23 protein-coding genes and 1 tRNA gene are annotated in these 25,615 nt (G+C 71.5%); 9 read left to right on the forward strand and 15 right to left on the reverse strand.

All coding sequences use genetic code 11. The annotated features are described in order from the left end of the window. Nucleotides 1-57: 57 nt before the first annotated feature. A complete protein-coding gene (galK, locus tag IL992_RS12210) occupies nucleotides 58-1,179 on the forward strand; it encodes a galactokinase (RefSeq protein WP_193203469.1) in 1,122 nt (373 codons plus the stop codon). Nucleotides 1,180-1,182: 3 nt separating this feature from the next. Here the strand turns inward: galK and IL992_RS12215 are convergent, their stop codons facing one another. The 3 genes from IL992_RS12215 to IL992_RS12225 form a co-directional block, all read right to left on the reverse strand. Further along, nucleotides 1,183-1,953, reverse strand: a complete 771-nt coding sequence (locus tag IL992_RS12215; protein WP_193203470.1) for an enoyl-CoA hydratase-related protein — start codon at nucleotides 1,951-1,953, stop codon at nucleotides 1,183-1,185. A 28-nt stretch (nucleotides 1,954-1,981) separates the two neighbouring features. Then, a complete protein-coding gene (locus IL992_RS12220) occupies nucleotides 1,982-3,136 on the reverse strand; it encodes a nitric oxide synthase oxygenase (RefSeq protein ID WP_319018501.1) in 1,155 nt (384 codons plus the stop codon). Nucleotides 3,137-3,483: 347 nt separating this feature from the next. After that, nucleotides 3,484-3,556 (reverse strand) — tRNA-Asn (locus IL992_RS12225). A gap of 263 nt (nucleotides 3,557-3,819) precedes the next feature. Here IL992_RS12225 and IL992_RS46105 point away from each other — a divergent pair. Continuing rightward, nucleotides 3,820-4,122, forward strand: a complete 303-nt coding sequence (locus tag IL992_RS46105) for a YtxH domain-containing protein (protein ID WP_226872842.1) — start codon at nucleotides 3,820-3,822, stop codon at nucleotides 4,120-4,122. A 168-nt stretch (nucleotides 4,123-4,290) separates the two neighbouring features. Here the strand turns inward: IL992_RS46105 and IL992_RS12235 are convergent, their stop codons facing one another. The 4 genes from IL992_RS12235 to dnaG all read right to left on the reverse strand — a co-directional run bounded on the left by IL992_RS12235 (nucleotide 4,291) and on the right by dnaG (nucleotide 9,022). Next, nucleotides 4,291-4,794 carry a hypothetical protein gene (locus IL992_RS12235; RefSeq protein WP_226872843.1) on the reverse strand — a complete coding sequence of 168 codons (504 nt, stop codon included), beginning with the start codon at nucleotides 4,792-4,794 and terminating at the stop codon, nucleotides 4,291-4,293. Nucleotides 4,795-4,880: 86 nt separating this feature from the next. Further along, complete coding sequence (locus IL992_RS12240) at nucleotides 4,881-5,564, reverse strand: VOC family protein (protein WP_226872870.1); 684 nt, start codon at nucleotides 5,562-5,564, stop codon at nucleotides 4,881-4,883. Between the two features lie 228 nt (nucleotides 5,565-5,792). Beyond that, complete coding sequence (rpoD, locus tag IL992_RS12245) at nucleotides 5,793-6,932, reverse strand: RNA polymerase sigma factor RpoD (RefSeq protein ID WP_319018533.1); 1,140 nt, start codon at nucleotides 6,930-6,932, stop codon at nucleotides 5,793-5,795. Between the two features lie 146 nt (nucleotides 6,933-7,078). Further along, nucleotides 7,079-9,022, reverse strand: coding sequence for a DNA primase (dnaG, locus tag IL992_RS12250; RefSeq protein WP_319018502.1), 1,944 nt, complete (start codon nucleotides 9,020-9,022; stop codon nucleotides 7,079-7,081). A gap of 147 nt (nucleotides 9,023-9,169) precedes the next feature. Between dnaG and IL992_RS12255 the strand changes: the two genes are divergently transcribed. After that, nucleotides 9,170-10,018 (forward strand): M23 family metallopeptidase, encoded by an 849-nt coding sequence (locus IL992_RS12255; protein ID WP_193203474.1) that lies wholly within the window; start codon nucleotides 9,170-9,172, stop codon nucleotides 10,016-10,018. A gap of 25 nt (nucleotides 10,019-10,043) precedes the next feature. On the opposite strand, the gene IL992_RS12260 is transcribed toward IL992_RS12255, so the two are convergent. Then, nucleotides 10,044-10,796: an SDR family oxidoreductase gene (locus IL992_RS12260; RefSeq protein WP_404804748.1), complete on the reverse strand. Its 753-nt coding sequence runs from the start codon at nucleotides 10,794-10,796 to the stop codon at nucleotides 10,044-10,046. A 71-nt stretch (nucleotides 10,797-10,867) separates the two neighbouring features. On the opposite strand from IL992_RS12260, the gene IL992_RS12265 reads away from it, so the two are divergent. Further along, nucleotides 10,868-11,755 carry a LysR family transcriptional regulator gene (locus IL992_RS12265; RefSeq protein ID WP_193203476.1) on the forward strand — a complete coding sequence of 296 codons (888 nt, stop codon included), beginning with the start codon at nucleotides 10,868-10,870 and terminating at the stop codon, nucleotides 11,753-11,755. Between the two features lie 72 nt (nucleotides 11,756-11,827). On the opposite strand, the gene IL992_RS12270 is transcribed toward IL992_RS12265, so the two are convergent. Further along, nucleotides 11,828-13,132: a deoxyguanosinetriphosphate triphosphohydrolase gene (locus tag IL992_RS12270; RefSeq protein ID WP_193203477.1), complete on the reverse strand. Its 1,305-nt coding sequence runs from the start codon at nucleotides 13,130-13,132 to the stop codon at nucleotides 11,828-11,830. Between the two features lie 173 nt (nucleotides 13,133-13,305). Between IL992_RS12270 and IL992_RS12275 the strand changes: the two genes are divergently transcribed. Beyond that, nucleotides 13,306-14,097 carry a hypothetical protein gene (locus tag IL992_RS12275; protein WP_319018503.1) on the forward strand — a complete coding sequence of 264 codons (792 nt, stop codon included), beginning with the start codon at nucleotides 13,306-13,308 and terminating at the stop codon, nucleotides 14,095-14,097. Here IL992_RS12275 and IL992_RS12280 read toward each other — a convergent pair. Then, on the reverse strand, nucleotides 14,094-15,053 hold the full coding sequence (locus IL992_RS12280; RefSeq protein WP_193203479.1) for a LysR family transcriptional regulator: 960 nt from the start codon (nucleotides 15,051-15,053) through the stop codon (nucleotides 14,094-14,096). The two genes, IL992_RS12275 and IL992_RS12280, sit on opposite strands and share 4 nt — an antisense overlap. 70 nt (nucleotides 15,054-15,123) lie before the next feature. On the opposite strand from IL992_RS12280, the gene IL992_RS12285 reads away from it, so the two are divergent. Then, the gene (locus IL992_RS12285) at nucleotides 15,124-16,143 is read left to right on the forward strand and encodes a YeiH family protein (RefSeq protein ID WP_193203480.1); all 1,020 of its coding nucleotides are present in this window, start codon (nucleotides 15,124-15,126) and stop codon (nucleotides 16,141-16,143) included. An 11-nt stretch (nucleotides 16,144-16,154) separates the two neighbouring features. Here IL992_RS12285 and IL992_RS12290 read toward each other — a convergent pair whose 3' ends face one another. Together IL992_RS12290 and ppdK are read right to left on the reverse strand one after the other, a co-directional pair. After that, nucleotides 16,155-17,975: a M14 family zinc carboxypeptidase gene (locus tag IL992_RS12290; protein WP_193203481.1), complete on the reverse strand. Its 1,821-nt coding sequence runs from the start codon at nucleotides 17,973-17,975 to the stop codon at nucleotides 16,155-16,157. Between the two features lie 231 nt (nucleotides 17,976-18,206). Next, the gene (ppdK, locus tag IL992_RS12295; protein ID WP_193203482.1) at nucleotides 18,207-20,855 is read right to left on the reverse strand and encodes a pyruvate, phosphate dikinase; all 2,649 of its coding nucleotides are present in this window, start codon (nucleotides 20,853-20,855) and stop codon (nucleotides 18,207-18,209) included. A gap of 381 nt (nucleotides 20,856-21,236) precedes the next feature. Between ppdK and IL992_RS12300 the strand changes: the two genes are divergently transcribed. Further along, a complete protein-coding gene (locus tag IL992_RS12300) occupies nucleotides 21,237-22,757 on the forward strand; it encodes an alpha/beta hydrolase (RefSeq protein WP_319018504.1) in 1,521 nt (506 codons plus the stop codon). 11 nt (nucleotides 22,758-22,768) lie between these two features. Here IL992_RS12300 and IL992_RS46110 read toward each other — a convergent pair whose 3' ends face one another. Beyond that, nucleotides 22,769-23,116, reverse strand: coding sequence for a zinc-binding dehydrogenase (locus tag IL992_RS46110; protein WP_319018505.1), 348 nt, complete (start codon nucleotides 23,114-23,116; stop codon nucleotides 22,769-22,771). Between the two features lie 24 nt (nucleotides 23,117-23,140). Here IL992_RS46110 and IL992_RS46115 point away from each other — a divergent pair, with 24 nt between their 5' ends. Continuing rightward, the gene (locus IL992_RS46115) at nucleotides 23,141-23,422 is read left to right on the forward strand and encodes a hypothetical protein (RefSeq protein WP_226872844.1); all 282 of its coding nucleotides are present in this window, start codon (nucleotides 23,141-23,143) and stop codon (nucleotides 23,420-23,422) included. An 82-nt stretch (nucleotides 23,423-23,504) separates the two neighbouring features. Here IL992_RS46115 and IL992_RS12310 read toward each other — a convergent pair whose 3' ends face one another. Then, entirely contained in the window at nucleotides 23,505-24,098 is a 594-nt protein-coding gene (locus IL992_RS12310) for an ATP-dependent Clp protease proteolytic subunit (protein ID WP_193203483.1), read from the reverse strand. Between the two features lie 142 nt (nucleotides 24,099-24,240). Further along, the gene (locus tag IL992_RS12315; protein WP_193203484.1) at nucleotides 24,241-25,188 is read right to left on the reverse strand and encodes a GlxA family transcriptional regulator; all 948 of its coding nucleotides are present in this window, start codon (nucleotides 25,186-25,188) and stop codon (nucleotides 24,241-24,243) included. Nucleotides 25,189-25,259: 71 nt separating this feature from the next. On the opposite strand from IL992_RS12315, the gene IL992_RS12320 reads away from it, so the two are divergent. Beyond that, the gene (locus IL992_RS12320; RefSeq protein ID WP_193203485.1) at nucleotides 25,260-25,592 is read left to right on the forward strand and encodes a cupin domain-containing protein; all 333 of its coding nucleotides are present in this window, start codon (nucleotides 25,260-25,262) and stop codon (nucleotides 25,590-25,592) included. The last annotated feature ends 23 nt before the right edge of the window (nucleotides 25,593-25,615 follow it).

Below are 25,615 nucleotides of genomic sequence, written 5' to 3' on the forward strand. Positions count from 1 at the left end.
GCACCCGCGTGGGCCGCTACCCTACGGGGAGGCTGCGATGTTGAGGAGTGTGCGACTATGCGCGTTATTGATGCTTTCCGGCAGGCGTACGGCGGCGAGCCCGCCGGGGTCTGGCACGCGCCCGGCAGGGTCAACCTGATCGGGGAGCACACCGACTACAACGACGGCTTCGTGCTGCCGTTCGCGGTGCCGTGGGGTGTCACCGCGGCCGTCAGCCCCCGCGAGGACCTCACCGTCCGGATCTCCTCGCTCCAGGCGCCCGGCGAGGAGCAGGTGCTGGAGGACGTCGAGCGGGCCGAGGGCTGGGCCCGCTACCCCGCCGGAGTCGTCTCGACCATGCGCGGCGCCGGGCTGCCGGTGCGCGGCGCGGACATCGTGATCGACGGCGACGTGCCCAAGGGCGCCGGGCTGTCCTCCAGCGCGGCGCTGGAGGTGTCCGTCGGGCTCGCTCTGAACGACCTGTACGGCCTGGGCCTGGAGCCCATGGCGCTGGCCAGGCTGTGCCAGAAGGCCGAGAACGAGTTCGTGGGCATGCCGTGCGGGATCATGGACCAGGCGGCCTCCGCGCTGAGCAAGGAGGGGCACGCGCTGTTCCTCGACTGCCGCTCGCTGGCCAGCCGCGCCGTGCCGTTCGACCTGTCGGCGTACGGCCTGCAGATCCTCATCATCAACACCGGCGTGCACCACGAACTGGCCGACGGCCAGTACGCCAAGCGGCGCCAGGACTGCGAGAACGCGGCCAAGCACCTCGGCGTCCCGTCGCTGCGGGACGTCACCGACCTGACCGCGGCCCTGTCGAGGCTCAGCGGCGACGAGCGGGCCCGCACCCAGCACGTCGTCACCGAGAACCACCGGGTGGAGGCCGTCATCGGGCTGCTGCGGGCGGGAGCCGTTCAGGAGATCGGCGCCCTGCTCAACGCCTCCCACCTGTCTCTCCGGGACCAGTACCAGGTCTCCTGCCCGGAACTGGACGTGGCGGTGGAGGGCGCGGTCAAGGGCGGCGCGCGGGGCGCGCGGATGACCGGCGGCGGCTTCGGCGGCTCGGCCATCGCGCTCGTCGCCGACGACCGGGTGGACCGGGTCCGCACCACCGTGGAGCAGGCCTACGCCGAGCGCGGCTGGGCCGCGCCGACGTTCCTGCCTGCCACCCCTGCGGCCGGTGCCCACCGCGTCCGCTGAGTCCTACGCCAGGGGCGGGAAGTCCGGCGGCCGGCGTTCGAGGAAGCTCGCCACTCCCTCGGCGAAGTCCGGCCGCCGGAACGACTCCATCATCAGCCGTACGGCCTCGTCCCTGGCCTCGTCGAGCCCCGCCTGCCAGCCGCCCCAGATCTGCCGCTTGATGATCGCCATCGAGGCGGGCGAGCACTGGGTGGCCAGCTCCTTCGCGTACGCGACGGCCTCGGCGAGCAGCCGCTCCCCCGGCACTGCGCGTACGGCGAGGCCCATGGCGCACGCCTCCGCGCCGGTGAAGACCCGGCCGGACAGCAGCAGGTCCATCGCCCGCGCCTGCCCCGCCAGCCGCGGCAGGATCCAGCCCAGGCCCCACTCGGCGACGAGCCCGCGCCGGGAGAACGCGGTCGTCCACTTGGCGTCGTCGGCGGTGACGACCACGTCGCACACGAGCGCGTGGACCATCCCCAGACCGGCGCACGCGCCGTTGACCGCCGCGACCACCGGTGTGCGCAGGGTGGTGGGGAACGTGTTGGGCCGCGGGTCCTGCTGGTCCGTGTAGTCGCCGGACTGGATGGCCGTCAGGTCCGCGAAGTCGGCCCCGGCGCAGAAGCCCTTCCCCGCGCCGGTCACCACGACCGCCCGTACGGACGGGTCGCGGTCGGCCTCCTCCAGCAGGTCGAAGTAGCGCCGTCCCATCTCGGCGGTCCAGGCGTTCAGCCGTTCCGGCCGGTTCAACGTCAGGATCCGCACACCGCCGTCGTCCTCGGACAGCACCACCATCGTCGCCCTCCTTAACCCGAACTATGTTCTACACCACGGGCGGGCGGTGGACGTAGGCCGGCGTGAGCCGTACGTCCTCGTAGTAGCGGTGGAAGACCGGCGTCGCGGCGCCGGACAGGGGCGGCACAATCCAGGACCAGTCGGCGGGGCAGACGCGCCCGCTGCGCTCCTCCCGCTCCAGATGGGTCAGGAACCGCCGCGCCTCGGTGTGGTGGTCGGTGATCGTGACGCCGTCCTCCGCGAAGGAGTGCAGCACGGCGACGTTGAGCTCCACCAGGGCCTGGTCGCGCCAGAGCGTCCGATCGTGGGAGGTGTCGAGGCCGAGCCGCTCGGCCACCACCGGGAGCTGGTCGTAACGGTCCCGGTCGGCGAGGTTGCGCGCGCCGATCTCGGTGCCCATGTACCAGCCGTTGAACGGCGCGCAGGGATAGGTGACGCCGCCGATCTCCAGCGCCATGTTCGAGATCGCCGGCACGGCGTGCCACCTGAGCCCCAGATCGGCGAACCACGGGAAGACCGGGTGCCGGAGAGGCACCTCCAGCACCACCTCGCGCGGCACCTCCCGCAGGACCAGGGCGCCCTTGGCCTCCACGACCAGCGGCAGGACGTCGAACCTCGTGCCCTCCCCCCGCCAGCCCATCCGCAGGGCCCGTTTGGTGATCTCCGCGTTGGCCGGGTCGCCGAGGACCGAACCGTCCTCGCGGGTGTACCCGGCGTACCGGATGAGCTGGTCGTTGAGGATCCGCGGCGCCCGCTCCCCCGGCCGGTCGGGGGCGAACACCGTGATCGTGGGGCGGATCCTGCCCTTCCCGGTGGCCGCTCTGAGGTGCTCGACGCTCTCCTCGGCCACGCCGTCGGCGGTGTCCACGTGCCGCCGGTCACGAACCTGCAGCGACCGCCAGTAGAGGCGCCCGATGCACCTGCTGCTGTTGCGCCACGCCACCCGCGCGCCGAAGGTCAGCTCGCCCGTGGTGTGCGCGTACGTCCCCGTCTGGTCGATCTCCGCGAGGACCTCCCGGAGCCGGGGCTCCACCGGGCCCGCCACGGGGTTCTCCGCGTGGTGGAGCCGGATGAAGTTCTCCGCCTCCCGCCTGTCGATTTCCTCCCCGCGTTCCCGTACGGGCGCGGGGTTCTTCCTCGATTTACGCCAAGTCAGCACGACCGCCACACACTTCGCGCTCACGGGCGCCCCGCGCCGGTTCCGGGCCGGCGGTGACACCCTTCCGCAGTGGCCCTCACCCCACTGCGCCGTCCGTGGTCCGCGGCAGCCGCGACCGGTACGGCCACGGCGATCACATTTTCCGCGAAGTCCCCGGATTTGTCCGCCAAATCCACACACCGGCGCATCCGGAGCGTCCCCCACCGCGCCACCCGGCCATCCTGATCCCGTACGGCAGAGGCGGTGCGCAACTCACCGCTCGCCTGACCGGCCGCACGGTCTGTAGGACGCGACCGCTGCTACGGCGACCCGCATGTGGACCACAAAAACCCCGGGGCGGTGGTCTGTGACCACCGCCCCGGGGTGAAAGGCTCCCGCGATAGGACTCGAACCTATAACCTGCCGGTTAACAGCCGGCTGCTCTGCCGATTGAGCTACACGGGATCGTGCTGTGTACTGCTGTTACTGCTCTGCTCCGCTCGTTCCGGCCTTTCGGCTTTCCTTGCGGCGCGGAACTAGATTAGCGCACTCCGGGGGGTGTCTGTCACATCGATTCCGTCCGCGAGTCGCCGGGTCTTGATCGACGTACGGCAAAGAGCGCCCGGACGGCCGTGGGAGCCCGCCCGGGCGGGGCCGGAGCGGCTGCTGTTGGATAGAGACAGGCCCTCGGGGTAGGGGGGCGGGGAACACGAGCGCGGAGGTGGAAGATGCGATACAAGGCGATGTTCGCCACCGGGCTGGCCGTCGGCTACGTCCTCGGCACGCGGGCCGGGCGTGAGCGCTACGAGCAGATCAAGCGTTTCGCGCAGCGGTTCGCGGACAGCCCCACGGTGCAGGAGGCGGCGGGGCTGGTCGGCGCCCAGGCCTCGAAGGTGGCGGGCAAGGCCAAGGACTTCGCGGGCGACAAGGTGCCGTTCCTGAAGAAGACGGAGACCTGGGAGCAGGCCGACAGGTCCGACCGGGTCGGCACGGCCACCGGCTGGCCGGCCGGCGCCGACCAGATCCCCTGAGCGATCCCCGAGGCCGGGCCCGCCCCGTGGACGGTCCGAGACCAGACAGATCTCCGGCCCGGCTCCGCCTCCCCGCGGAGGGCCGGGCCGGACGGTGCGTGACGCACCATCGGCGGGCCCTCGGCATCACGCCGGGGCCCGCCGCTCTGGCGGGGCGCGGCGGGTCGATCAGACGCCGAGGCTGCGGCGTACCTCTTCGAGGGCCTGCTCGGCGTGGGCGCGCAGGCCCGGGTCGTCGGCGTCGAGCCCGGGGTCGAAGATGAACTCCCAGCGCGGGGTGTCGTAGCCGGGAATGCGGCGGGCGACCAGGCGTACTCCCCCGCGGCCGTTGATGGTCACATGGCGGCTCGCGACGATCGTCGAGGTCACCCGCTCGCGGATCGTCTCCGGCAGCCTGCCCGGCTCCGGCAGGAGGGCCCGGTGGACGGCTCCGTCCGTCATCGTCACCGTCACGCCCTCCTCGTCCCATACGGCCTTGTCCATCAGGTGCCACGGCAGGCGCGGCCCGTCCGGCAGGTGCAGTGCCAGGGTGGTGGCGACGATGTGGCCGCCCTCCGGCGTCAGCGCGTGGCTGATCGGCCGCTCGCCGCTCTGCAGGGCGAGAGCCGTACGGACCTCACGGGGCAGCCGGAGGCCGAACAGGCGGGACAGTGAGGGCTTCTGAGAGGTCAAGGGAGCACCGCCAGCGTACGACGACCGTTAACACCCCCGAGGCTATCCGGCGGCCCGGCCTCAACTTCGCTCCCCCCAGACACAGCTCAGGCGAGCCACTCCCGAAGTCCGGCGAGATGCCCGAGTTCCGACTCGACGCGCTGCCTGTCGTCAGCGGTGAGCTCCAGACCACGCAGATCGGCGAGCCAGGGATCGGTGGGCTCACCGAGGACCGTGGCCAGGTCGACAAGGTGACACAGGGCGATGGCCCGCTCGACCGGCGAGGCGTCCGCGCCGTGCCTGCGCACCGCGGACTTGAGCGCACGGAAGGCCTGCAGGTCGTCGTTCTTGAACTCGCGCAGGATCCGGGCGTTGTCGAGCGCCTTGGCCAGGCCCGTCAGCTTCTTCGAGCCGCCGTACTCCAACTCGGCCGGCTCGTCGCGCTGGATGAATATGATCGAGTTCCCGGACGGATCGATCAGCGTGAACCGGGACGCGCCGGGCCGGTAACGGGTGATCCGCGGAAGACCGGAACTCAGCACCTTCCCGTAGACCCGGCGCATCGCCGCGACGAAGGACGCATGGTAGGGCGCCACGGCGTCGACCATGACCAGGCAGCCTCCGGACTCCTCCCGGACCGGATCCAGGCCCTTTGGCGCCGGGCCGAAGTGCAGCTGGAACCCGCTCCACCGCAGCGCCAGATAGACATAGGGCTTGCTTTGTTTGTAGGTCGCCTCGAATCCCAGCGCCTCATAGAACGCCAGGGTCTCCTCCACTGAGGCGCACGGCATCAACGGCACCGTCGTCTCGTTCGGCCGAAGTGCGGGTTCGCTCACTTCATCCACCTTCCAGGTCGTCCCGGCGATGGTTACACCCCGCCGGACGACTCGCATATGGATCGTTCCAGCGCCCCGCCTCGCGCCACCAGACGCCGACGTCCACCTGGCCGCGCCGGGCGACACCGGGAACGCGACGAGCGCCTCCCAGAGAACGGGAGGCGCTCGTCCGCGGTCGAGGCTTCAGTCCAGGTAGTCCCGGAGCATCTGGGCCCGGGTGGGGTGGCGCAGCTTGGCCAGCGTCTTGGACTCGATCTGGCGGATGCGCTCACGCGTCACACCGAACTCCCGGCCGACCTCCTCCAGCGTGCGGGGATGGCCGTCGGAAAGGCCGAAACGGAGCTGGATGATCCGCTGCTCGCGGTCCGACAGCGTGGCCAGGATGTCGTCGAGCTGGTCCTGCAGCATGATGAAGGCCGCGGCCTCCATCGGCACCACGGCGTCGGCGTCCTCGATGAAGTCGCCGAGGTCGGAGTCCTCCTCTCCGATGGGCGCCTGGAGCGAGACCGGCTCCTGCGCGATGCGCTGGATCTCCACCACGCGGTCGATGGGCAGGTCCATCTCGGCGGCGATCTCCTCGGGGGCGGGCTCCCGGCCGAGATCCTGGTGAAGCTGCCGCTGCACGCGGACCAATTTGTTGATCGTTTCGACCATGTGCACGGGAATCCTGATCGTTCTCGCCTGGTCGGCGATCGCCCGCGTGATCGCCTGGCGAATCCACCAGGTCGCATAGGTCGAGAACTTGTATCCCTTGGTGTAGTCGAATTTCTCGACCGCCCGGATGAGACCCAGATTGCCTTCCTGAATGAGATCCAGGAACAGCATTCCGCGCCCGACATAGCGCTTGGCGATGGAGACCACGAGCCTGAGGTTGGCCTCGATGAGCCGCTGCTTGGCGCGGACGCCCTCCCAGACCAGGTCTTCCAGCTCCGGCCGGGCGAACCTGGCGGCGGGGCTCTCGCAGAGCTTGTCCTCCGCGAACAGGCCGGCCTCGATGGCCTTGGCCAGTTCCACCTCCTCCTCGGCGGTGAGCAGCGGAACCCTGCCGATCTCCCTGAGGTAGATCCTGACCAGGTCGCTGGTCGGAGCGCGTTTGCCGACATCCTCCTCGTCCGGCTTGCTGGGCTCCTCGTCGCCTTGCGGCTCGAGGACCTCAACCCCGTTCTCGGCGAGCATCCGCACGACGCGCTCCAGCGCGTCGGCGGGCAACTCGGATCGGTCGAGCGCGGCGGCCACGTCGTCAACCGTGACGCTCCCGCGTTCCCTTCCCTTCGCGACGAGGTCCGCCACCTGGTCTACCGATGGCGGCCTGCTTGGCAGCACCGATGCACCCACGCAACACAGTGTGCAGGAAAGGCACCACTAAATGGCAGGCCTATTTTTGTCACCCAAGGTAAGGCGGAAGTCAATACCGAATCGAGATCAAAACATATGTTTGGCGGCTGTGAGATCTGGAAAGGGACGTTTATTCAGGCCCCGCTGGCGCGTTCTCGCAACACGCGTCGCTGCTGTTCCAGCGCCACGAGTTCGCCGAACAGCCGGTTGTACTCCTGCTGCTCCTCGACCGGGTTGAGCCGCTGCAGCCGTGACTTCAGCTGGGCGACGGCCCGGCCGACCGCGACCTCCTGGATCTTGGCCAGGACGGCCGCGCCGTACCGCTCCTCGACGTTGACGTCGGCGCGCACGGCCTCGACCGCGAAGCGGGTGACGAGCGACCTCAGGTCGACGCCCGTCCCGTCCGGCGTCCCGGCGTCGGCCTGCTCCAGCAACCGGTCGACCCACTCGCGCCCGCCGGGACCTCCGGCGGCGGTCCCCCCCGCCGCCACGATGACCTCGTACAGCGCGACGTGCTCGGGCAGGGTGAACGTCGCCGCGCCGAGCGCGTCGAACTCCGGCCCGAGCAGCGCGGGCCGCTGCACGGCGAGCTTGAGCGCCTCCGCCTCCAGGCGGACGGCGGGGTCCGACGGCTCCTGCCGCACCGGGGCGGACCCCCCGGGAGCGGCACCGCGCGCCGCCTGCTGCCGAGCCTGTTGTCCACCCTGCTGCCGACCTGGGGCGCGCCCGCCCTCCTGCGTCCGCCCCACGACCTGCTGTACGCGCTGGATGACGAAGCCCTCGTCCATGAAGCCGAGCCAGCGGTCGAGGTCTACGACGTAGGTCTTACGCAGCCCCGGATCCTTGATCGAGGCCACGACGGGCGCGGCGGCGTCGAGCGCGGCCAGGCGCCCCTCGTTGGTGTTGAGGTCGTAGCGGGACAGGATGCTGCGGATCGCGAAGGCGAACAGCGGCTCGCGACCGGCGATCAGGTCGCGAACGGCGGCGTCACCCTGCTTGACCCGCAGGTCGCAGGGGTCGAGGCCGTCGGGCTGCACGGCGACGAAGGTCTGCGTGACGAACTTCTGCTCGTCCTGGAACGCGCGCAGGGCGGCCTTCTGCCCCGCCGAGTCGCCGTCGAAGGTGAAGATCACCTCACCCCGGAACTCCGCCTGGTCGAGCAGCAGCCGGCGCAGGACCTTGATGTGGTCCTCCCCGAAGGAGGTGCCGCAGGTGGCGACCGCGGTCGGCACGCCGGCCAGATGGCAGGCCATGACGTCGGTGTAGCCCTCCACGATGACGGCCTGGGACCGCTTGGCGATCTCCCGCTTGGCGAGGTCCACGCCGTACAGCACCGAGCTCTTGTGGTAGATCGGGCTCTCGGGGGTGTTCAGGTATTTGGGGCCGTCGTCGGAGTCGAGCAGCTTGCGCGCGCCGAAGCCGATGACGTCGCCGGTGATGTCGCGGATCGGCCAGACGAGCCGGCCGCGGAACCGGTCGACGGGGCCGCGCCTGCCCTCGCGGGCGAGGCCGCCCTTGATCAGCTCCTGGGAGGTGAACCCGCGGGCCATCAGGTGCCGCGACAGCGCCTCCCACTCGTTGGGCGCGTAGCCGACGCCGAAGTGCTCGGCGTCGGCCCGCTCGAAGCCGCGCTCGGACAGGAAGCGCCGCCCCGGGGCCGCCTCCGGGCTGGACAGCCTCTCGGCGTAGAACTCGGCGGCGGCGCGGTGCGCCTCGATCAGCCGCAGCCGCTCGCCCTGCTCGCGGCCGGGCACGTAGCCGCCCTGTTCGTACCGGAGCTGGATGCCGGCGCGCTGGGCGAGCCGCTCGACGGCCTCGGTGAACGTCAGGTTCTCGATCTTGCGGACGAACGTGATGACGTCGCCGCCCTCGGCGCAGCCGAAGCAGTAGTAGTAGCCCCGGGCCGGGGTGACGTTGAACGAGGGGGACTTCTCGTCGTGGAACGGGCACAGCCCCTTCAGGTTGCCCCCGCCCGCGTTGCGGAGCTGGATGTGCTCGCCGACGACGTCGGCGATCGGCGATCGCTCCCGCACGAGCGCGATGTCCTCGTCACTGATCCGACCGCTTCGCCCTGCCACGCTGGCGAGTCTAGAGCCTGCCCCCGACAGCCCGGACGCCCCACCACGGGTGGTCGAGGACATGTCACGACTTTCCGGAACCGGTCGTGATGTGCGGCTTGGTCCGTTACAAAGGAAAGGTTCGGTAACGTCGACCAGGTGGAGATCATGCGATCGGGGAGACTGGCCGCCCTCGCCGGCGCCGCGTTCGTCGCGGCGTCCTGCGGCGCGCCCGCCGGAGTCGCGGGAGTGAGCACGCTGCCGCCCACCCCGCCGCCGGGAGGCGGCGTCACGGCCGCCATGGACGACTCCGAGCCCGGCCACGTCGTGCCTCCGCCCGGTGAGGAGCCGGTTCGGGTCCCGCCGCCGAAGATGTCCCCCTACACGTACGCCTTCCCCATCAAGGGCTGCAAGGTGTCGTACTCCCGCAAGCTGCTCGTGCTTCCCAAGACCACCATCTGGGCGGCCAAGGGATGCGCGTTCGTGTCGCCGGTCGACGGGGTGGTCCAGGAGGTCAACGTCAAGAACCTCTGGACGCCCTCCACGGACCGCGGCGCCGACCGGGAGGGCCGGTTCGTCACGGTCAAGGGCGAGGACGGCGTGCTGTACCTCGGGGGTCACCTCGACTCCGTGGAGCAGGACGTCACGCCGGGCGCCAAGGTCAAGGCCGGGCAGCTGCTCGGCCGGGTGGGCAACACGGGCAACGCGCGCGACACCGCGAGCAACCTCTACTTCGCCATCTCCTGGCCGGTCGAGCCCCAGTACTGGTGGGTGCGGCGGGGCATCGTGCCGCCGTGGCCCTACCTGGACGCCTGGGACGACGGCAACCGCACCGTCTCGCCGCGCAAGGCCATGCTCACGCTGCGCAAGAAGATGGGCGCGACCCCGCCCTGCACCCAACTGTGCGCGTCCAACTCGTCCAGGCAGCCCACACCCACCCCGGACGAGACCAAACCGCCCACGAAGAAAAAGAAGAACGGCGGCAACGACGACGAGGTCGTGGTCATCCCGCTTTAGGTGAGCTCGGTCACCGGGGCACGGCTTACCAGGGCACCGGTCCGTCCTCGTCGAAGAACCCGCCCGACGGCCCGTCCGCACCGAGCGTCGCGAGCCTGACCGCGACCGCCGCGCCCTGCGCCGCCGTACGCGGCAGGGACCTGCCGAGATCCCTGGCGAAGTCGGTGTCGCACGGCCCGGGGGCGATGGCGTTGACCAGGATGCCGAGCGGGCGCAACTGCTTGGCGTACTGCACGGTGAGCATGTTGAGCGCGGCCTTCGACGGCGGATAGGCCGCGAAGCTCGGCCTGCCGGTGAAGTAGTGGCCGGGGTCGGTCATGTGCGTCATCGACCCCGTGCCGCTGGACACGTTGACGATCCGGCCCGCCGCCGACCGCCGCAGCAGCGGCAACATCGCGTCGGTCACCCGGATGACGCCGAAGAGGTTGGTCTCGAACACCTCGCGCACGACGCCGAGGTCGGCAGATCCGGGCGTCTGCCGCGTTCCGCCCGAGATGCCGGCGTTGTTGACGAGCACGTCGAGGCGGCCGAACCGCTCCCCCACCTGCGCCGCCGCCGCCCGCACGCTCTCCTCGCCGGTGACGTCGATCGTCAGCGGGTGGACCTCCAGCCCCTCCGCCCGCAGCTTCGCGGTCGCCTCGTCCCGGCGCCCCGGGTCGCGCGCCCCGAGCAGCACGGTCATGCCGAGCTCGCCGAGCTGCCTGGCGATCTCATGGCCGATTCCCTTGTTCGCGCCCGTGACCAGGGCGACGGTGTCGGTGCTGTTCATGCTTTTCATGGGGGCAAGCCCATCACCGGGTCCCCCGCGAAGCCCAACACCGTCTCGGTCACGGGCGATACCCTCGCGGTATGACCGCCGGTGACGACACCGTGGAGACGCGGGAGCTGGCCTATTTCGTGGCGGTGGCCGAGGAGCTGCACTTCGGGCGGGCGGCCCGGCGGCTCGGCATCGCGCAGCCGCCGCTGTCACGGGCGATCCAGCAGCTCGAACGCCGCCTCGGGGTGCGGCTGCTGGAGCGCGACCACCGCACGGTGGCGCTGACGGAAGCGGGTGAGACGCTGCTGCGGGAGGGCCAGGCCGCGCTCGCCGCCGTGTCGGCGGCCGTGCGGAGGACCCGGCGGGCCGGCCGGAGCGAGCCCTCCCTCGTGCTCGCCGCCAAGCCGGGCGGGGACGCGGACCTGCTGCCGGAGATCCTCGCGGCGTACGCGGCCACGCCGGGCGCGCTGACCGTCGACATCGTCTTCAGCGCACGGGAGCGGGGCGCGATGGTGCGGGACGGCCGGGCCGACGCCGCCCTGCTGCACGCGCCGCGCGAGGACCTGACCGGCCTGGCGGTCGAGGAGCTGCTGGTGGAAAGCCAGGTCGCGGTGCTGCCGCGGGGGCACAGGCTCGCCGGGCGCGCGGTGCTGTCGATGGCGGACCTCGACGGCGAGCCGCTGCCGCGGTGGCCCGGGGCGGTCCCGGAGGGCTTCTCCCGGATCGCCGAGAGCGGCCAGCTCATGCATCTCGTCGCGCTCGGCCGGGCCGTGGCGGTCGTCCCCGAGTCGATCCGGGCGAACCTGCGTCACGACCTCGTCGGCGTGCCCGTGGCCGACGCGCCGCCGACGACGCTGGTCCTGGCCTGGCCGCAGGACGCGCGGTCGCGGGCGCTGGCCGCCTTCGTGCGTGCGGCGGCGGAGGTGGCCCGGCGGGTCTCAACCGGCTCCGAGGCCACGCGGCGGGTCAGCCGGCCCTGAGGCGGCCTGTGGCAATCAGCCTGCCTTGTAGCGGTCCGTCGCGGTCAGCCGGCCCTGAGGCGGCCCGGCGAGTCAGCCGGCCCTCAGGCGGTGCGTCGCGGCCGACAGGCGGCGGTGCCAGCCCATCGCGGAGGCGTCGGTCAGTGAGGCGATCTGGTCGACCACCGCGCGCAGCCGTCCCGCGTCGTCGGCGGCCTGCTCGAACTGCGGCCGCAGGGCGGGCTCCAGCGTCGCCGGAGCACCGCGCAGGATGAGGTCGCCCAGCTCGGCGATGATCTCGCGCTGCCGGGCCTGGACGGCGTGGTGGGCCTCCCGGGACATCACGTAGCGGGCCGTCACTCCCTTGAGCAGCGCGCACTCCAGGCGGGTGGCCCTCGGCACCACCAGGTCCGCGTCGTACCGGTCGTGGCCGCCTCTGCCCCCGGGCGTGGGGCGGCAGCCGTACGCCTCGCGCGTGGCGTCCTGGGCGGAGCGGCACAGCCGGCCGATGAGCGCGCTGGTCAGCCGCTTGAGCGCGGCGAGGTCGGCGAGCCCGGCGTCGAAGGCGGCCGGCCACAGCGGCTCGGCGAGCAGCCGGGCGAAGGTCTCCGACAGCTCCTCCAGGCCGGCGTCGGGCGCGTACCACTCCCTCGTCAGGCGGCACACCTCCAGCCGCTCCTCGGGGTCCCGCAGGGCCGCCATGGTGACGTGGCCGCACGTCAGCGCGTCCTCCAGGTCGTGCACCGAGTAGGCCACGTCGTCGGCCCAGTCCATGATCTGCGCCTCGAAGCCGAGCGCGTAATCGGGCGCCCCCTCCCGCACCCAGCGGAAGACCGGGAGGTCGTCGGGGTAGACGCAGTACGGCTGGCCCTCGCCGGCGAGCGGGACGCCGGGGACCCGGCAGGACGACCCGGCCCAGGGATACTTGCAGACCGAGTCGAGCGCGGCCCGGGTCAGATTGAGCCCGGCGCTGCGGCCGTCCTCGGTGATGACCTTGGCCTCCAGCCGGGTCAGCAGGCGCAGGTTCTGCGCGTTGCCCTGGAACCCGCCGCACGGCGCGGCCAGTTCGTCGAGGGCGGCCTCCCCGTTGTGGCCGAACGGGGGATGGCCGAGGTCGTGGGCGAGGCAGGCCGTCTCCACCAGGTCGGGGTCGCAGCCGAGGACCTTGCCCATCTCCCGGCCGATCTGCGCGCACTCCAGGGAGTGGGTCAGCCGCGTACGGGGGCTGTGCAGGCCGGTGCAGTCGGCGGGGGCCACCACCTGCGTCTTCGCGGCGAGCCTGCGCAGCGAGGCGCTGTGGAGCACGCGTGCCCGGTCCCGCTCGAACGCGCTCCGCTCGGGGTTGCCCGGCGGCTCCGGCACCCACCGTGCCTGGTCGTGCTCGTCGTAGCGGGCCATGCGTCCTCCTTCCCTGTGGCAAGCCCCGTGGCGGCGGGGAATGGAGCGTACCCGCGAAGGTCCGGTTTCACGACAGATCCGGTAGTCCGATGGAAGATTGCCCTCTTGCCCGCTAAGCGGTCGCGAGTGATACTCGGTTTTTCCCGCCCTGGCGCTTCCGAGGAGGAGCCTTGGTGGTGGACAACGAGCTCGCGGAGGTCCTCCGATCCGGGCCCTTCGAGCGTGCCCTGCGGGCGGCCATCCGCGCCCGGGGGCTGAGCCTCGATCGCCTCCACTCTCGGCTGCGCGAGCGGGGTGTCCGCGTCAGCCTGTCCAGCCTCAGCTACTGGCAGCGCGGCCGGTCGCGGCCCGAGCGCGCGGCCTCGCTCGCCGCGGTCCGGGAGCTCGAAGCCATCCTGTCCCTGCCGGAGTACGCACTGATCGGCCTGCTCGGGCCGCCCCGCCCGCGGGGCCGGCGGCCGGAGACGCTCATCGTGCTCAGCCACCACGAGCAGGTGGTGGTGGGCGCCGGCCGACGGCACCGGGTGAGCGCCCGGGTCGTGCTGCGGGCCGCCGTGCCGAGCCTGGACCGGTACGTGGTCGCCCATCCGCCGGGCACCCGGCTGCTGCGCACCGAGGGCTGCCGGCCCGGCCGGGGCGACGACGACGGGACCGGCCCCCTGACCGAGCTGATCTTCCCGCACCCGCTCGCCCCCGGCGAGACCCACATCGTCGAGTACGTCACCGCCGTCGCCGCCGCCGACCGGTACGACCGGCGCCTGCGGGACCCGGTCGAGCAGCATCTGGTGCAGGTGCGGTTCACGGGCGGGCGGCTGCCGGTGCGGTGCTTCCACACCTGGTCCCCGGACGCGTCGGCGCCGCCCGGGGACGCCGGTGAGCTGCGCGTCGACGCGTTCGGGACCGCTCACCTGGTGGACACCGGCGCCCGGCCCGGCGTACGCGGCATCCGCTGGGAGTGGGATTAGGGTCGCGGGGCGCCGTGAGCGGCGGTCCGGGCGAGGCGGACGAGCTCGGCGGCCGGGCCGGTCAGACGGGTCCTGGCCCGCCACACCGCGAACAGCGGCCGCCGCAGGTCGAGATCGGTGACGGGCACCTCGATCAGGCGCCCGTCGCGCAGTTCCGCGGCCACGGCGAGATGGCTGAGAACCGCCGGGGCGACCCCGGTCTCCACCGCCACCTTCACCGCGGCGTTGGAGGACAGCTCCAGGATCGGCGGGGCGACGTCCGGGCCGGTCAGGAGGCGGTCGAGGGCGTAGCGGGTGCCCGAGCCGGGTTCGCGCACCACCAGCGGCGTCGCGGCCAGGTCGGCGCGGCTCAGTGGTTCCCCGCGCGGAGATTCCCCGCGCAGAGGTTCCCCGCGCAGGGGCTCCCCGCGCCGCGCCCACGGGTGACCGGGGGCCACCACGACGACGAGCCGGTCTTCCGCGACCGGCCAGGAGGTCAACTCCCGCGGCACGACGGGCGACTCGATGAAGCCCGCGTCGATCTCGCCGTCCGTCGCCATCCTGCAGACCTCGCCGGAGTTGACCACGCGCAGCCCCACCTCCACGTCGGGCAGCACGCGGCGCAGCGCCACCAGCCAGCCGGGCATCAGATATTCGGCGACGGTCATGCTCGCGGCCACCCGTACGCGGGCGTCAGTCCGCCCGCGAAGCGCCTGCACCCCTGTGAGCAGGTCGTTCGCCGCGGCCAGCGTGGCGCGGGCCCAGTCCACGACGACCTGGCCCTGCGGGCTGAGGCGCGAGCCCGTGGTCGAGCGGTGCAGCAGCGGCACGCCCAGCTCCCGCTCCAGCGTGTCGAGCCTGCGGCTGGCGGACGCCTGCGTGATGCCGTGCAGCTTCGCCGCCTTCCCGAGGCTGCCCTGCTCCGCCACCAGGAGCAGCAGTTCGAGGCTGGCCAGATCCGGCCACCGTACGGTCATACGGCAACCGTATGACCTAGTGCGGAATCGGTGGCTACCGGGGCATATGGGACTTCGCGACGATCTCCGCATGCTTCCGTCTCTCACACGGACCACCGCTGCCCGTTCCCCGCTTCCGGGGCTGCTCGTGACGGCCGCCGGGGTGGCCCTGGCCACCGCCGTCAACGCGCTCGTCCCCGCCGTCAGTCCGCTGATGGCGGCGCTCGTCCTCGGCGCCCTCATGACCAACCTCGGCCCGTCTTCACCCGCCCTGCGTCCCGGGCTCGAGTTCGCCGCCAGAGGGCCGTTGCGGCTCGGGATCGTCCTCCTCGGCGCGCAGCTCGCCCTTCCCGACGTCCTCGCCCTGGGACTCCCGGTGCTGCTGCTGGTCGTGGTGACGGTCACCGCGACCTTCTTCGGCACGCAGTGGCTCGGCCGCAGGCTCGGGCTGGGGCGTGAGCTGTCCCTGCTCGTCGCGACCGGTTTCTCCATCTGCGGGGCGGCGGCCGTCGCGGCCATGGACGGGGTGACGGACAGCGACGAGGAGGACGTCATGACCGCGGTCGCCCTGGTGACGCTGTACGGCTCGCTCGCGATCGCCGTCCTGCCGCAGGCCCGGGACCTCCTGCACCTGTCCCCGGAGGCGTTCGGCGTCTGGGCCGGAGCGAGCGTGCACGAGGTGGCCCAGGTCGTGGCCACCGCGCAGGCCGTAGACGGAGCGCAGGCCGTAGACGGGGCGGCGCTCACCACCGCGGTGGTCGTCAAGCTGACCCGGGTGGTCCTGCTCGCCCCTCTCATCGCCGGGGTCACCCTCTGGCGCCGCCGTACGGCCACTCCCGGCGAGGGCAGGAGGCCGCCCGTCGTACCCCTCTTCGTGGGCGGCTTCCTGGCCATGGCGGCCCTGCGCAGCCTCGGCGTGCTGCCGCCCGCGTCGCTGGCGGCGCTGAAGACCGCGGAGACCCTGCTGTTCACCGCCGCGCTGTTCGGCATGGGAGCGGCGGTCCGCCTGCGCGCGCTCCTGCGCACCGGCCGCCGCGCCGTCGCGCTGGGCGCCCTCTCGACGGCCCTTGTCACGCTGGTCGCCCTCGCCGGTGTGACCGTGCTGGCGTGATCTGCGATGGATCAGGTCTTCGTGATCGTCACGTCGTCGACCCCTGCCTCCACGAGGCTGGCGGTCGCCAGGTCGGCGGCCTCGAACTGGATCCGCACGGTCTGGCCGGCCAGCCCGGTCAGCGACGCGGTGGCGACGCTCCACACGCCGTCCCTGTCGGTGGCCGCGCCGAGCTGCTCGAAGACCGTGCTCGTCGTGCCGCCGATCACCTTCACCCGGAAGTAGTCGGCCGCGGAGGAGTTCGACCCGTGGGCGAGATACCAGGAGAACGACAGCGTGAGCGTCCCCGACGCCGGCAGCGTGATCGGCGGCGAGGTGATCGTGGTCACTCCCCCGTCGACGTCGCCGTCCCCGGCACTCGCCCCGGCGGCGGCGCCGGTGACCAGGTCGTAGCTCCCGCTGACCGTGGTGCCGAGCTGCTTGGCCCCGCTGGACGTCGTCGCGGCGGGGTCGGCGCGCTCCCACGCCCCCGAGGTGGCCGTGTCGGCGCCCGCCGCGTTCACCGTCCAGCCGGTCGCGGTCTCGAAGGTGTCGGAGTAGACGGTCGCGGGCGGCGTGCCGGTGCCGCAGTACGCGGTCTCCTTGCCGATGACCCGGTAGACGCAGTCGGCGTTCTGCACGAGCAGCAGCGCGGCCGCCCGGTTACGGGAGGTCTCGCGGTCGATCACCTCGTCGGGCGGGTAGAAGCCGGGGTTGCTCCCCTTGGGGTACATCTCGAACGTGTACGTGAAGATCTTGTACGTGCCCCACATCCAGTCGTCGATCGAGCCGTCGGTGATGTAGAGGTCGCTCGCCTGCTCGGCGGTGTACCCGTTGGTGGCCGCCATGCTCCGGCCGAGGGCGGCGTGCGCGTCCCGGTCGTCCTGCGTCATGCCCGGGCCGGTGTCGGCGGTCGTGTACCCGTACGGCCACAGGACGAGCTCGCTGTAGGTGTGCCAGTCGATCGCCGCCTTGATCTGCTGGACGCCGCCGACCACGCGGCTGCGGACGAAGTCGGCCGCCGCCCTGACCTCCGGGGCCGACTCGGCGGCCGAGCCGCGGTAGGTCTCACTTGACGGGGTGCCGGAGGAGCCGCCGCAGCAGCCCCATCGGTAGCCCCAGTTGCGGTTGAGGTCGGTGCCGACGCTGGAGGTGCCGGAGTTGGGCTGGCGGTTCTTGCGCCACGACCGGTAGGAGCCGGTGACGATGTCGTACTCGCCGCCGTCGGGGTTGAGGTCGGGCAGGATCCAGATCTCCCGCGTGTTCACCAGGTCGGTGATCTGGGCGTCGCCGCCGTAGTTGTCGGTGAACAGGCGCAGCAGGTAGATCGCCATCTCGACGGTGAGATGCTCGCGCGCGTGCTGGTGCGCGGTGAACAGCACCTCGGGCTCGTTCTCGTCGGCGGCCACGTTGTCGCTGATCTTGACGCCCATCAGGTCGCGGCCCTCGTACGAGCGGCCGTAGCTGAACCTGCGCGCGATCGTGGGATGGGCGGCGACGACCTGATCCACCAGCGTGCTGAGCTCGGCGTAGTTGTGGTAGCCGGAGTCTCCCGAGGGGAAGTCGAAGGTCTGCGGGCCGCCCGCCTCGGCGGGGGGCGCCAGTTCGGTGACCGTGAACCCGAGCCTGCGGATGGCGTCGGCCTCCTGGAGGGTCGCGGTGACGACCAGGCTCCGGCCGTGCACCTCGTCGACCGCGGCCCCCGTGCGGGCCACCGCGCTGCGCTGCGCGACGGTGGCCGGGCCGTCCACCTGGTACTGCCTCGACGGCGACGGCTCCTGACCCGCCTGTCCCGCCGCCGAGGTCGTCAGCGACAGGGCCGGCGAAGCGGGGACGGCACCGAGCAGTGTCACGAGGGCACAAAGCGACGCGAAGACAGCACGGCGCGACGCCGCGGCGATCCCCGACGACGGCAGGCGGCGACGTCTTCCCACTCCACGCCCTCCCTTGCGGTAGGTACGTAGAGTGATCAGTCAGGCGGGCGGCTTCAACGGTCACCGGGCCGTGTCGCGCGGCCCGGTGAACCGCCCCCACTCCGACCTGGTCATTCCACAACCAGTCCGGATGTTCTGTGGAATTTCAACTCATCTCGTGTCGGACTGCGCACAGGTCAGCGCCGCACGACCCGCCTCCAGCCGGGCCACCGGAATGCGGAACGGCGAGCAGGAGACGTAGTCGAGGCCGATCTCGTGGCAGAAGTGCACCGACTCGGGGTCGCCGCCGTGCTCGCCGCAGATGCCGAGCTTGAGGTCCGGCCGCGTCCGCCTGCCCTCCTCGACCGCGATCCGCATCAGCCGGCCGACGCCCTCCCGGTCGACGGACTCGAACGGCGAGACCCCGAAGACGCCGAGGTCGAGGTATTTGCCGAAGAAGGCGCTCTCCACGTCGTCACGGGAGAAGCCCCACGTCATCTGGGTGAGGTCGTTGGTGCCGAACGAGAAGAACTCGGCGGCCTCGGCGATCTGCCCGGCCGTCAGCGCCGCCCTCGGCACCTCGATCATCGTGCCGATCGCCGCCTCCACGCCCGCCTCGGCGAGGATGCCCTCCGCCTCCTCCCTGACGATCTCCAGCTCCTGCACCGCGCCGACCAGCGGGATCATGATCTCCGCCCGGGCGTCCTCGACCCGCCGGGCGGCCGTGGCGATGGCCCGCACCTGCATGGCGAACAGGCCGGGGATCGTCAGGCCGAGCCGTACGCCGCGCAGCCCGAGCATCGGGTTCTGCTCGTGCAGCCGCTTGACCGCGTCGAGGAGTCTGCGGTCCCGGTCGTCCGCCCTCTCCCCCGCCCGTTCTTCCGCGAGAGCCACCTTCACGGCCAGGTCGGTGAGGTCGGGCAGGAACTCGTGCAGCGGCGGGTCGATCAGCCGGATCGTCACCGGCAGCCCGCGCATGGCCGTGAAGATGCCGGTGAAGTCGCCGGTCTGGAGCGGTTCGAGCGCGTCGAGCGCGGCTTGCCGCTCCTCGGGCGTCGTGGCCAGGATCAGGTCCTCGACGAGCCGCCGCCGCTCCCCCAGGAACATGTGCTCCGTACGGCACAGCCCGACGCCCTGGGCGCCGTAGCGGCGTGCGCGGGCGGCGTCCTCGGGGGTGTCGGCGTTGGCCCGTACGGCGAGCCGGCGTGCGGAGTCGGCGTGGGTCATGATCCGGTCGACGGCCTGCACCAGTTCGTCCTCGGCGGGCTCGCCCTCGAAGTACTCGGCGACCGGCGAGGCGGTGACCGGGACCTCGCCGAGGTACACGGCTCCGGTGCCGCCGTCGATCGAGATCACGTCGCCCTCGTTCACCACGATCCCGCCGGGGGCGGTGAAGCGGCGGGCGTGCGGGTCCACCTCCAGCTCCTCGGCCCCGCACACGCAGGTCTTGCCCATGCCGCGGGCCACCACGGCGGCGTGGGAGGTCTTGCCGCCCCTGGAGGTGAGCACGCCGTGGGCCGCGATCATCCCGGCGAGGTCGTCGGGGTTGGTCTCCCGCCGCACGAGGATGACCGCCTCGCCCTGCCCGGCCAGCTCGACGGCCCGCTCGGAGCTGAAGACGGCCCTGCCCGCGGCGGCGCCGGGCGAGGCGTTCATGCCGGTGGTCAGCCTGCGGTTGCCGGCCGTCGCGGCGAAGCGAGGGAACATGAGCTGGGCGAGCTGGTCGCCGGTGACCCGGGTGACCGCCTCGTCCATGTCGATCAGGCCCTCGTCCACGAGCTGGGTGGCGATGCAGAAGGCGGCGGCGGCCGTGCGCTTGCCGACCCGGGTCTGCAGCATCCACAGCTTGCCGCGCTCGATCGTGAACTCGATGTCGCACAGGTCGCGGTAGTGCCGCTCCAAGGTCGCCATGATGTCGAGGAGCTCGCGGTAGGCCTCCGGGTTGATGGTCTCCAGCTCCTGCAGGGGGACGGTGTTGCGGATGCCGGCGACGACGTCCTCGCCCTGGGCGTTGCGCAGATAGTCGCCGTAGACGCCCTGGCGTCCCGAGCCGGGGTCGCGGGTGAAGGCGACCCCGGTGCCGGAGTCCGGGCCCATGTTGCCGAACACCATGGCGACGACGTTGACGGCGGTGCCGAGGTCGGCGGGGATGCGCTCCTGGCGGCGGTAGAGGATAGCGCGCGGGGCGTTCCAGGAATCGAAGACCGCCCTGACGGCGAGGTCCATCTGCTCCCGGGGGTCGGCGGGGAAGTCGCGGCCCGTCCGCTCCCGGACGATGCCTTTGAAGGTCTCGACCAGCCGCTGGAGGTCGGCGGCGTCGAGGTCGGTGTCGTCCCGCTCGCCCTTGAGGTCGTCCATCGCGTCCTCGAACAGCTCGCCGTCGATGCCCAGGACGGTCTTGCCGAACATCTGGATGAGCCGGCGGTAGGAGTCCCACGCGAAGCGGTCGTTGCCCGACTGCTTGGCCAGCCCGAGGACCGAGTCGTCGTTGAGGCCGATGTTGAGGACCGTCTCCATCATGCCGGGCATCGAGAACTTGGCCCCCGACCTCACGCTGACCAGCAGCGGGTCGTCCGCCTGACCGAGGCGCTTGCCCATCCGCGCCTCCAGGGCGGCGAGGTGCTCGACGATCTCCCCCTCCAGCCCGTCGGGAATGCCGCCGTGCCCCAGGTAGTGGCGGCACGCCTCGGTGGTGATCGTGAAGCCGGGAGGCACGGGGAGGCCGATTTTGGTCATTTCCGCCAGATTGGCGCCCTTGCCACCGAGTAGGTCTTTGAGGTCCTTGTTGCCCTCGGTGAAGTCGTAAACGTACTTGGGCATGCGACGCTCCTTCGCCGACTTCAATAAAACCGCGGACGCGGCCCGCAACCGGACTGTACCTAGGAAAAGCAGCACCAAACATCACCCTTCGCCACACATGACGTCTAAGCAGGTAGAAGGCATCGCATAGGTCTAATCCAATCAAAGAACACCCATTTTTCCGGTGACCGCACAGTGGCATAAACCAATTCGCCACCAAGGACGGCGTGAAGGTTCCGAGTCACGGGAGGGGAAATGGTTTAGACCATTGTCCGGGTAAGGCGGAGTTCCGGTGAGTCGGCGGTGCGGTGGCGACGGCGTGCGATATAAACGAGACACCCTCCGAATACAGTCGAACACGGAGGGTTGTCAGTGTCGCGAGCGATGTCGCGAGTGGTATCGGTGCGAGTGGTATCGGCGCGGGCGGCGGCGCGGGTGACGGCGGCGCGAAGGGTCTGGCCGGTGCTGGCGGCGGCGGTCGCCGGGCTCGGCGCGATGACGGCGGCCACCGGCTGCGGGGGCGCGCGGGTCACCCCGGAGGAGTACGCCTCGGGCACGCCTTCCCTGGCCTGGAAGGCGTGCGAGGAGACGGCCTCCGCCTCCGGCTTCGAGTGCGCCACGCTCCAGGTGCCCCTCGACTACGCCAAGCCGGAGGGCAAGAAGGTCGACATCGCATTGGTCCGGCTGCGGGCCACCGACCAGAGCCGGCGGATCGGCTCCCTGGTCTTCAACTTCGGTGGTCCCGGCGGCTCCGGCGTCACGACGCTCATCAACGCGGCCCACGCGTTCTCCACCCTGAACAGCCGCTACGACCTCGTCAGCTTCGACCCGCGGGGCGTGGAACGCAGCAGCGGCATCCGCTGTCTCAGCGGCCCCCAGATGGACCAGTACATGAGCAGGGAGCCCAGCGAGAACGCCGCGACCGAGACCAAGCTCGTCAAGGGCTTCGCCCAGGCGTGCGAGCGCAACGCGGGCTGGATCCTGCCCTACGTCGGCACCGTCAACGCGGCCCGCGACTTGGAGTCGCTGCGCGTGGCCCTCGGCGAGCCGCGCCTCAACTACTTCGGCTTCTCCTACGGCACCCACCTCGGGGCGGTGTACGCCACGCAGTACCCGAAGAAGGTGGGGCGCATGGTGCTCGACTCGGCCGTCGACCCCTCGATCAGCATGCTTGACATGGCCAAGACACAGGCCCTCGGCTTTCAGAAGGCGTACGAGGACTACCTGGCCGACTGCACCAAGACGCGGACGAGCTGCCCGCTCGGCGCCGACGCCGCCACCGCGAACGCCACCGTGCTGAAGCTCCTCGACACCCTGACGCGCACGCCGGGGAAGGTCGGCTCGCGCACGGTCACCGAGGACGTCGCCAGGGTGGGCATCACCCAGGCGCTCTACAGCAAGTACACCTGGCCGCTGCTCACCGAGGCGCTGGACGAGGGCAGGAAGGGCAAGCTCGACGGCCTGCTCGCGCTGGCCGACCAGTACGCCGGACGGCAGTCGAACGGCACCTACTCGACCCTGCAGTTCTCGCTGCCGGCGGTGCTGTGCGTCGACAGCACCGACCGCCCCTCGGTCGCCCAGGGCGAGGAGCTGGCCCGGCGGCTGAAGAAGCGGAGCCCGATCTTCGCCTCGACCGCGATCAGCGCGGGGTCGTGCAGCGTCTGGCCGGTGCCCGGGGACGACGACGCCAGGCACGTCGACGCCACCGGGTCCGGCCCGATCCTGGTGGTCGGCGTGACGAACGACCCGGCCACGCCCTATCAGTGGGCGCCGCGCCTGGCCGAGCAGTTGCGCACCGGCGTACTGCTGACGCTGAACGGCGAGGGCCACGGCGCGTACGGCCAGAACCAGTGCATCGACGACAAGGTCAACGCCTATCTGGTGGAGGGGAGGGTCCCGGCCAAGGGGACACGCTGCGGCTGACGCCCACGTGGTCACAGCGTGACCACGATCTTGCCGTGGACGTGGCGTCCGGCCTGCAGGGTGACGGCCTCACGGATCTGCTCGATCGGGAAGGTCGCGGCGATGGGCACGGTGATCTCGCCGGCGAGGATCGCGTCGGTGATCCGCTCCAGGTCCGCCGGCCGGGCTTGCTCGCCCCCGGTCCCGCGCACGCCGCCGGGAGGGTTCGGGCCCGCGGCGATCGTGGAGATCCGCTCAGGCGGCACGCCGAGCGCGAGCGCGGTCTCGGCCGTCTCGGTGCCGAACAGGTCCGTCGCGGTGGTCACGCGGTCGGGAGCCAGCGTCCGCACCCGGTCCGCGAGCCCCTGGCCGTACGCCACGGGCTCGGCGCCCGCAGGCGGGCAGTGATCGCCGCCAACCCGGAACTGCGGGAACGCGAGGCGCTGAAGGGCCTCGGTCTCACCGCCTCGATGACCCACGCGCTGATGCGGCGCGGCGTTCCCGACCTGACCGCGTGCGTGGCCGCGGAACTGGGCGCGCTCGCCCTGAAAATCGCCTACGAGCGCTGGAGCGACACGACCGACGGCGACCGGCTTCGGCGAACTCGCGCGGCGCACACTCGCCGACCTGCGGGCAGCCAGTGCCTCGTGCTGACGCGGACGCGGACGAAGTCACGGCATTCGTGACCCGGGACCTCGCTCCCCCCCGGGCGGCCCGCGGGCGGTCGGCGTACGAGCCCCGCCGCCGCGGACCCTACGCTCAAAGCGCCTAACGCACGGCGCCCAGCCCAGCCACCACGTGGTCGACGATGCCGTACTCCCTGGCCTCCTCGGCGGTGAACCACCTGTCCCGGTCGGAGTCCGCCTCGATGCGTTCGAACGGCTGACCGGTGTGGAAGGCGATGCGCTCGGCCAGGGTCTTCTTCGTGTGCCGCATCTGCTCGGCCTGGATCGCGATGTCGGCCGCCGTGCCGCCGATGCCGCCGAGCGGCTGGTGCATCATGATGCGCGCGTGCGGCAGGGCGTAACGCTTGCCCTGCGCGCCGGCGCACAGCAGGAACTGCCCCATCGAGGCGGCCAGGCCCATGCCCACGGTGACGACGTCGTTCGGCACGTATTGCATGACGTCGTAAATCGCCAGACCGGCCGACACGGAACCGCCGGGGGAATTGATGTAAAGGCTGATGTCCCGCTCGGAGTCCTCCGCGGTCAGCAGCAGCAGCTGCGAGCAGATGCGGTTGGCGATGTCGTCGTCGACCTCCTGGCCGAGCACGACGATGCGCCGTTCCAGCAGCTTACGGCCAAGGTCTCCGAAGGCGAACCGGTCGGCGGCGGGGTCGCCGGAGCGCGCGTGGTAGTCCATCTGGTCTCCCTGTTCCGGTAGTCGGGTTATGCCGCGACATTAGTCCCGGAACCCGGGAAGAGGCCTGCCTATTTCACTCTGAGCACATTTTCGCCATGAGCAAATTACGCTACAAGCATATTCGGCCATTACCACATTTACGTCAGGGCTCGGCCCGGAACGCCCGGCGGTAGGCGCCCGGCGTCGTGCCCATGATGGCGAGGAAGCGCCGGCGGAGGTTAGTGGCCGAGGAGAGCCCGACGCGGCGGGCGACGGCGTCCAACGGGAGGTCGGAGGACTCCAGCAGGTCCCGGGCGGTGGCGATCCGCTGGGCGAGCAGCCAACGCCCGGGGCTGGTACCGAGCTGCTCGGCGAACCGCCGGGCCAGGGTGCGCGCCGAGACGCCGGCGTGTGCGGCCATGTCCTCGACGGTCAGCGGTTCACCGAGTCTCTCGATGATCCACTCCAGCACCGGCGCGAGCGTGTCGTCGATCTGTGCGGGATGTGGCGGCGCCGAGTACTGCAACTGCCCGCCCTCGCGGTGGGGTGGCATGACCATGGTCCGTGCGATGTGCGCGGCGTACCGGGCGCCCTGGTCGCGGCGGACCAGGTGCATGCACAGGTCGATGCCGGCCCCGGCGCCGGCGCTGGTGGCCACGTCACCGTGGTCCACGTACAGCGGATCCGGGTCGACCCGGATGCGCGGGAAGCGCGCGGCGAGCTCGTCCGCCAGCGCCCAGTGGGTGGTCGCCCGCCGTCCGTCCAGCAGACCGGCGTGCGCCAGCAGGAAGGCGCCGGAGCAGATGCCGACCACCCGCGCGCCGCGCGAGTGCGCGCGGCCGAGTGCCCGGACGACCGCGGGCGAGGGGGTCTCCTTGACGGGCAGCCAGCCGGGGACGACCACGGTGTCCGCCCGGTCGAGTGCGTCCAGCCCGTCGGTCACGAGCATGTCGTACCCGGCGTACGTCGCGACCGGGCCGGGGCGCTCCGTGCACACGCCGAAGGCGTACCGCGTCGGAAGTCCTCGCCGCTCGATTCCGAACACCTGCGCCGCACAGGCGAGTTCGAAGGTCGATTGCCGTGGACGGACGAGCGCCACCACTCGATGCATGGCAGGAAAGTACCGCATGATGTCTTTTCTGACGCTCGGCGATGCGACGGCCGGCCGCCAGGCTGGCCCTCATGACGACAGAACAGAACACGCCTGCGTGCGTGTGGTCCGCCGTCCAGGACGCTCCCGTCCGCGAACTCTTCCCCGGCATCCGGCTGCGCCCGCTGTGGGCCGGGGACAACGGTGCGAAGGCCTTCGTCCTGGAGATGGACGCGAACACCTGCTGGCAGGGAGTCGACGTCCACGAGCCTGGTCCCGAAGAGGTCTTCGTGGTCTCCGGCGTCTTCAACGACGGCGAGCGGGACTACCCGGCCGGCTCCTTCATCCACGCCCCCGCGGGTTCCTCCCACGTCCCGCAGACGACGACGGGCTGCACGCTGTTCCTCTTCTATCCCGAGGGTTAGCGGCGGACAAGCGAGCGCCTTCC

Source organism: Microbispora sitophila, assembly GCF_014892245.1.
Taxonomy (GTDB): Bacteria; Actinomycetota; Actinomycetes; order Streptosporangiales; family Streptosporangiaceae; genus Microbispora; species Microbispora siamensis.

Excerpts from the sequence above, each read along its gene's own strand:
- galK (WP_193203469.1), top strand. The coding sequence starts at position 58 with ATGCGCGTTATTGATGCTTTCCGGCAGGCGTACGGCGGCGAGCCCGCC.
- IL992_RS12215 (WP_193203470.1), bottom strand. The coding sequence starts at position 1,953 with ATGGTGGTGCTGTCCGAGGACGACGGCGGTGTGCGGATCCTGACGTTG.
- IL992_RS46105 (WP_226872842.1), top strand. The coding sequence starts at position 3,820 with ATGCGATACAAGGCGATGTTCGCCACCGGGCTGGCCGTCGGCTACGTC.
- IL992_RS12240 (WP_226872870.1), bottom strand. The coding sequence starts at position 5,564 with ATGCCGTGCGCCTCAGTGGAGGAGACCCTGGCGTTCTATGAGGCGCTG.
- IL992_RS12255 (WP_193203474.1), top strand. The coding sequence starts at position 9,170 with ATGCGATCGGGGAGACTGGCCGCCCTCGCCGGCGCCGCGTTCGTCGCG.
- IL992_RS12260 (WP_404804748.1), bottom strand. The coding sequence starts at position 10,796 with ATGAAAAGCATGAACAGCACCGACACCGTCGCCCTGGTCACGGGCGCG.
- IL992_RS12265 (WP_193203476.1), top strand. The coding sequence starts at position 10,868 with ATGACCGCCGGTGACGACACCGTGGAGACGCGGGAGCTGGCCTATTTC.
- IL992_RS12270 (WP_193203477.1), bottom strand. The coding sequence starts at position 13,132 with ATGGCCCGCTACGACGAGCACGACCAGGCACGGTGGGTGCCGGAGCCG.
- IL992_RS12280 (WP_193203479.1), bottom strand. The coding sequence starts at position 15,053 with ATGACCGTACGGTGGCCGGATCTGGCCAGCCTCGAACTGCTGCTCCTG.
- IL992_RS12285 (WP_193203480.1), top strand. The coding sequence starts at position 15,124 with ATGCTTCCGTCTCTCACACGGACCACCGCTGCCCGTTCCCCGCTTCCG.
- ppdK (WP_193203482.1), bottom strand. The coding sequence starts at position 20,855 with ATGCCCAAGTACGTTTACGACTTCACCGAGGGCAACAAGGACCTCAAA.
- IL992_RS12310 (WP_193203483.1), bottom strand. The coding sequence starts at position 24,098 with ATGGACTACCACGCGCGCTCCGGCGACCCCGCCGCCGACCGGTTCGCC.
- IL992_RS12315 (WP_193203484.1), bottom strand. The coding sequence starts at position 25,188 with ATGCATCGAGTGGTGGCGCTCGTCCGTCCACGGCAATCGACCTTCGAA.
- IL992_RS12320 (WP_193203485.1), top strand. The coding sequence starts at position 25,260 with ATGACGACAGAACAGAACACGCCTGCGTGCGTGTGGTCCGCCGTCCAG.